Genomic DNA, 4,634 nt, shown 5'->3' on the forward strand with positions numbered 1-4,634 from the left:
GGGCGGGGAAGGGGTTGCGTCGTGTCTCACAGGCCGAAGCGGGCACGGTGCCCCTCGGGCACCAGGTCGGCGTATTGGGGGTGCTTGGCGATCCAGCCCCGGATGAAGGGGCAGTACGGCAGGACGCTCAGCCCGCGGGCGCGGGCGTCGTCCAGGGCCTCGCGGGCGAGCACCCCGCCCAGGCCCCGGCCGGCGAACCGGCTGTCGATCTCGGTGTGGATGGTCACAGCGTGCGGCGCACGCCCGCCTGGCGTTCCAGGTTGCGCAGCTGGACGGCCAGGCCGCCTTCCATGGCGAGGTGGGCGGGGCCGCTGCGGCCGATGGGCAGGACCTGCTCGCTGCGCATGTCCTCAAGCATCAGGGCGAACGCCGTGTACATCGCGACGAGCGCCACCACGAGGCCGAGCGCACCGGAGGTGCGGGTCAGCCATTCCGTGCCGGTGATCCCCGCAAGGCCGGTGGCCGCCCAGCGGGGCAGGGAGACCGCGAGGACGAACCACAGTGCGCGCTTGGGCCGGGTCACGGCGGTCATCAGCGCCCCGAAGCACAGGAGCGCCAGGTTGAACACGCCCAGGACCTGAAGGCCGTCGTCCGCGCCGGTGAGCATGATGAGCGAGTAGGGCAGCCAGCTGCCGGCGAACACCGCCATCAGCGTCGCCGCGATCACGTCACGGGCACCGAAGGCCAGGACGCTCACCAGGAGTTGCAGGGCGAAGGCCGGCAGCACGGTGAAGGCGACGGCGGCGCGGGCCGCCTCGTCGAAGAGCCCGAGCTGGAGGCAGCCCGTCATCACGGAAGCGATGGCTATCGTGAAGAAGCCGAGCGGCATGGGTGAGGCGATGGGGCGCAGGGTGATCCGGGTCATCGACCGGAGGTCCGGCTCGAAACGGCGCTCCGGGACGACGTCCGGCGGGGTGTCGCCGTCGTCGGCGGTGGGGGAGGCTGCGGTCATCGGGTGGATCTCTCTTTCAGTGATCGAAGCAGGGGTCGACGAAGGACGGCGTCGTCTGGGGAGCGGAGCCGCGCGCGACGCGCCAGTGGCGGTGCTGCTCGGACTCGGCGACGGCCTCGGCCACGAGTGACGCCTGGCGGGCGCCCGACTGGTAGCCGCCGAAGTGGGCCACCGGGCTCCACTGGGGGCTCACCGGCGGGACCGCCTCGTCGAGCCCCTCGTACTCCGCGGTCGCGTAGACGATGCGGCCGCCGACGACGGTCAGGACGGACTCGATGCCGGGAATGACGTCCTCGGGCACGGTGAGGTAGTCGCCGGAGAGGATGGCGAGGTCGCCGTACGAGCCTTCACGCAAGGTCCCCTTGACGTCCTGCTCGCCGGTGAGCCGAGCTCCCCCACGGGTGTACAGGTCAAGGGCGGTCTCCCGGTCGAGCAGGTTCGCGGCCGGGTAGAGGGCCGTGCCGCCGACGGTGCGCCCGGTCACGAGCCAGTGGAGTGCCACCCACGGGTTGTACGAGGAGACGCGGGTGGCGTCGGTTCCGGCCGCGACGGTCAGGCCCCGGTCGAGCATGGCCCGGACCGGCGGGGTGTGGGCGGCTGCCTCGGCGCCGTAGCGGTCGAGGAACGCGGCGCCCTGGAAGGACATCCGGTTCTGGACCGAGACGGCGCCGCCCAGGGCGGCGATCCGGTCGAGGCTGCCGGGCGAGACGGTCTCGGCGTGGTCGAAGAGCCAGCGGTTGCCGCCGGGGAACAGTCCCTCCGCGGCGAGTTTCTCGAAGACGGCCAGGTCGCGGCGGATCGTCTCGTCGTAGGTCGCGTGGAGCCGGAAGCCCCAGCCGTTCTCCATGAGCAGCCGGACGGCACTCTCGAATTCGCTCTCGTACCCTGCGGCGAGCTCGGGCCGGGGCTCGGAGAAGTTCTCGAAGTCGGCGGCGGCCCAGGTCAGGTTCTCGCCCGCGCCGTTCAGCCGGAGCCATTCGTCCCCGTCCCCGGGCTTGACCATCTCGGTCCAGCGCTTCAGGTCGGCGAGTTCCTGCCCGGCCGTCTGCGGGAAGAGGTGGTAGGCGATCCGCAGGGTCAGCTCCCCCGACCTGGCGAGGTCGACGACCGTGGCGTAGTTGTCGGGGAAGTTCTGGAACCCGCCGGCGGCGTCGACCGCGGACGTCAGTCCGAAGCGGTTCAGCTCACGAAGGAAGTGACGCGTCGACGTCCGCTTGTCGGCCTCGTCGAGAGCCGGAGCCTTGGCCAGGGTCGAGTACAGGACCAGCGCGCTCGGAGCGGCGAGCAGGACGCCGTTGGGTTCACCGTCCCGACCCCGCACGATCTGCCCGCCGCGGGGATCGGGGGTGTCGCGCGTGAATCCGGCTGCCCGCACCGCGGCCCGGTTCATCAGGGCCGACTGGTACAGATGCAGGACGAAGACCGGGGTGTCGGGGGCGGCGGCGTTCAGCTCGGCGACGGTCGGCATCCTGCGCTCGGCGAACTGCTCGGCGGTCCAGCCGCCCACCACCCGGATCCACTGCCCCTTGGGGGTGCGGCCGGCCTGCTCGCGCAGCATCGCCAGGGCGTGTCGCAGGCTTCGTACGCCGTCCCAGCGCAGCTCCAGGACGTAGTTCAGGCCGCCCCGGATGACATGCAGATGCGAGTCGTTCAGGCCGGGGATCACCCGGCGGCCGAGGGCGTCGACGACCCTCGTTCCCGGCCCGACGAGGTGGGCGAGGTCGTGGTCGTCACCGAGGGCCGCGACCCGGCCGTCGCGAAGGGCGACGGCACGGGCCTCGGGTCGGTCCGGGTCACCGGTGAACACCTTGGCGTTGCGGACCAGAAGGTCGGCGTGCCCGGCTTCCCTGCGCGGGGCGGGGCCGAGGCCCGCCACCGGCATGCTCGTCGACGGCCCGCTCATGCGAAGGCCTTGCGCAGCGTGGCGGTGGCGAGACCGATGGCGAGTTCCGCGCCCTGCGTCTCGCGCAGCGCGTTGAGCATCACGAAGTCGTGGATGACACCCTGCACGCGCAGGGCGGTGACGGGGACGCCGGCGGCACGGAGCTTCGCCGCGTACGCCTCGCCCTCGTCGCACAGGACGTCGGCCTCGGCGGTGATGACCAGGGCCGGCGGCAGTCCGGTGAGCTGCTCGGTGGAGGCGCGCAGCGGGGAGGCGGTGATCTGGGCGCGCTCGGCCTCATCGGTCGTGTACTGGTCCCAGAACCACTTCATGGCCTCGCGGCGCAGGAAGTAACCCTCACCGAACCGGTGGTAGGAGTCGGTGTCGAAGCTGGCGTCCGTGACCGGGTAGAACAGGACCTGCTGGGCGAGCGTGACGTCGCCGCGCTGCTTGGCCATGAGGGTGAGCGCGGCGCTCATGTTGCCGCCGACCGAGTCGCCCGCGACCGCGATCCGCGTGCCGTCGAGGTCCTTGTGGTGGCCCTCGCGGGCGACCCACTGGGCGACGCTGTAGTTCTGCTCGATCGCGACGGGATAGCGCGCCTCGGGCGAGAGGTCGTACTCGGGGAACACCACGGCCGCCCGGCTGCCGACGGCGAGTTCGCGCACGAGCCGGTCGTGGGTGTGGGCGTTGCCGAAGACCCAGCCCGCGCCGTGGATGTAGAGGATGACGGGGAGCGGGCCGGCGGCGCCGCGCGGGCGCACGATCCGGGCGCGGACGTCGCCGGTCGCACCGCCGTGGACGGTGATCCACTCCTCCTCGACGGCGGGCAGGGCAACACCCTCGCCGCTCTGGACGCCGTCCACGGCCTTGCGGCCCTCGGCGACGGGGATCTGGTAGAGGTACGGCGGCTGGGCCGTGGCCTCGGCGAACGCCTGGGCGGCGGGTTCGAGGACCGGACGGTTGTTCATGAGGGGTTTCTCCTTCTGAGGATGCAGGGATGGGGCAGGTCGAAGGCTCAGCAGGTCGCCCGTACGGCGTCGAGGATCATGTCGGTGACCACAGCCGGACGGGCGACGGCCACGGCGTGCGACGCGTGCGTCTCGGTGATGCGCGAGCCTGCGCGCCGGGCCATCCACCGTTCGGCGGCCGGCGGGATGTTCTTGTCGGCGGTGGCGATCAGCGCCCAGGACGGGATCGTCTTCCAGGCCGCTGCCTCGGCCTTCTCCTCCAGCGCGGCGGTGGCGACCGGGCGCTGGGTCGCGGCCATGACGGCGGCCTCGGCGCCGGGGACGTCGGCGGCGAACTGCCGGTGGAACTTGGCCCGCTCGATGACGAGTTCGGTGCCCGTGCCACCGCCCGGCAGCGGATACGACTGCCGGTTCACGGTGTCGCCGAGGGTGGAGCCCGGGAACTTGGCGGCCAGCTCAGCCGCGCTCTCACCCTTGTCGGGAGTGAACGCGGCGATGTAGACGAGGGCCTTCACCCGGCTGTCGCCGACCGTGGCACCACTGATGACGGCTCCGCCGTAGGAGTGACCGACCAGGACGACGGGTCCGTCGACGGCGGCCAGCACACTGCGCAGATAGGCGGTGTCCGCGGCGAGACCGCGCGCCGGGCCCGCAGGGCACGGACCGTGCCGTCGGCCCGGGTCACTTCCACCCGGCGCTCCCCCGCGAGCCGTCCGTGCCCCCGTACGAGCGCGATGCCCGCACCCTTGAGCCAGTCGGCCTGGCCGGTGTCGTCGCCGCGCCCGGTGAAGCGGTCACGGCGGGCCAGGGCGCGCGCCGGGTCGAGGAC

4 protein-coding genes and 1 pseudogene are annotated in these 4,634 nt (G+C 72.4%); all 5 read right to left on the reverse strand.

All coding sequences use genetic code 11. The annotated features are described in order from the left end of the window. Positions 1-26: 26 nt before the first annotated feature. A pseudogene (locus A8W25_RS29925) lies at positions 27-221 on the reverse strand (GNAT family N-acetyltransferase); the annotation flags it as partial. 2 nt (positions 222-223) lie between these two features. Then, entirely contained in the window at positions 224-952 is a 729-nt protein-coding gene (locus tag A8W25_RS29930; protein WP_067167512.1) for a GPR1/FUN34/YaaH family transporter, read from the reverse strand. A 16-nt stretch (positions 953-968) separates the two neighbouring features. Then, the gene (locus A8W25_RS29935) at positions 969-2,855 is read right to left on the reverse strand and encodes an amidohydrolase (RefSeq protein ID WP_067167514.1); all 1,887 of its coding nucleotides are present in this window, start codon (positions 2,853-2,855) and stop codon (positions 969-971) included. Beyond that, positions 2,852-3,805 (reverse strand): alpha/beta hydrolase, encoded by a 954-nt coding sequence (locus tag A8W25_RS29940; RefSeq protein ID WP_067167516.1) that lies wholly within the window; start codon positions 3,803-3,805, stop codon positions 2,852-2,854. Before A8W25_RS29940 ends, A8W25_RS29935 begins: the two co-directional genes overlap by 4 nt. Positions 3,806-3,852: 47 nt before the next feature. Then, positions 3,853-4,410, reverse strand: coding sequence for an alpha/beta hydrolase (locus A8W25_RS29945; RefSeq protein ID WP_234386651.1), 558 nt, complete (start codon positions 4,408-4,410; stop codon positions 3,853-3,855). Positions 4,411-4,634: the final 224 nt, after the last annotated feature.

It is taken from the genome of Streptomyces sp. ERV7 (assembly GCF_001653515.1).
GTDB lineage: Bacteria > Actinomycetota > Actinomycetes > Streptomycetales > Streptomycetaceae > Streptomyces.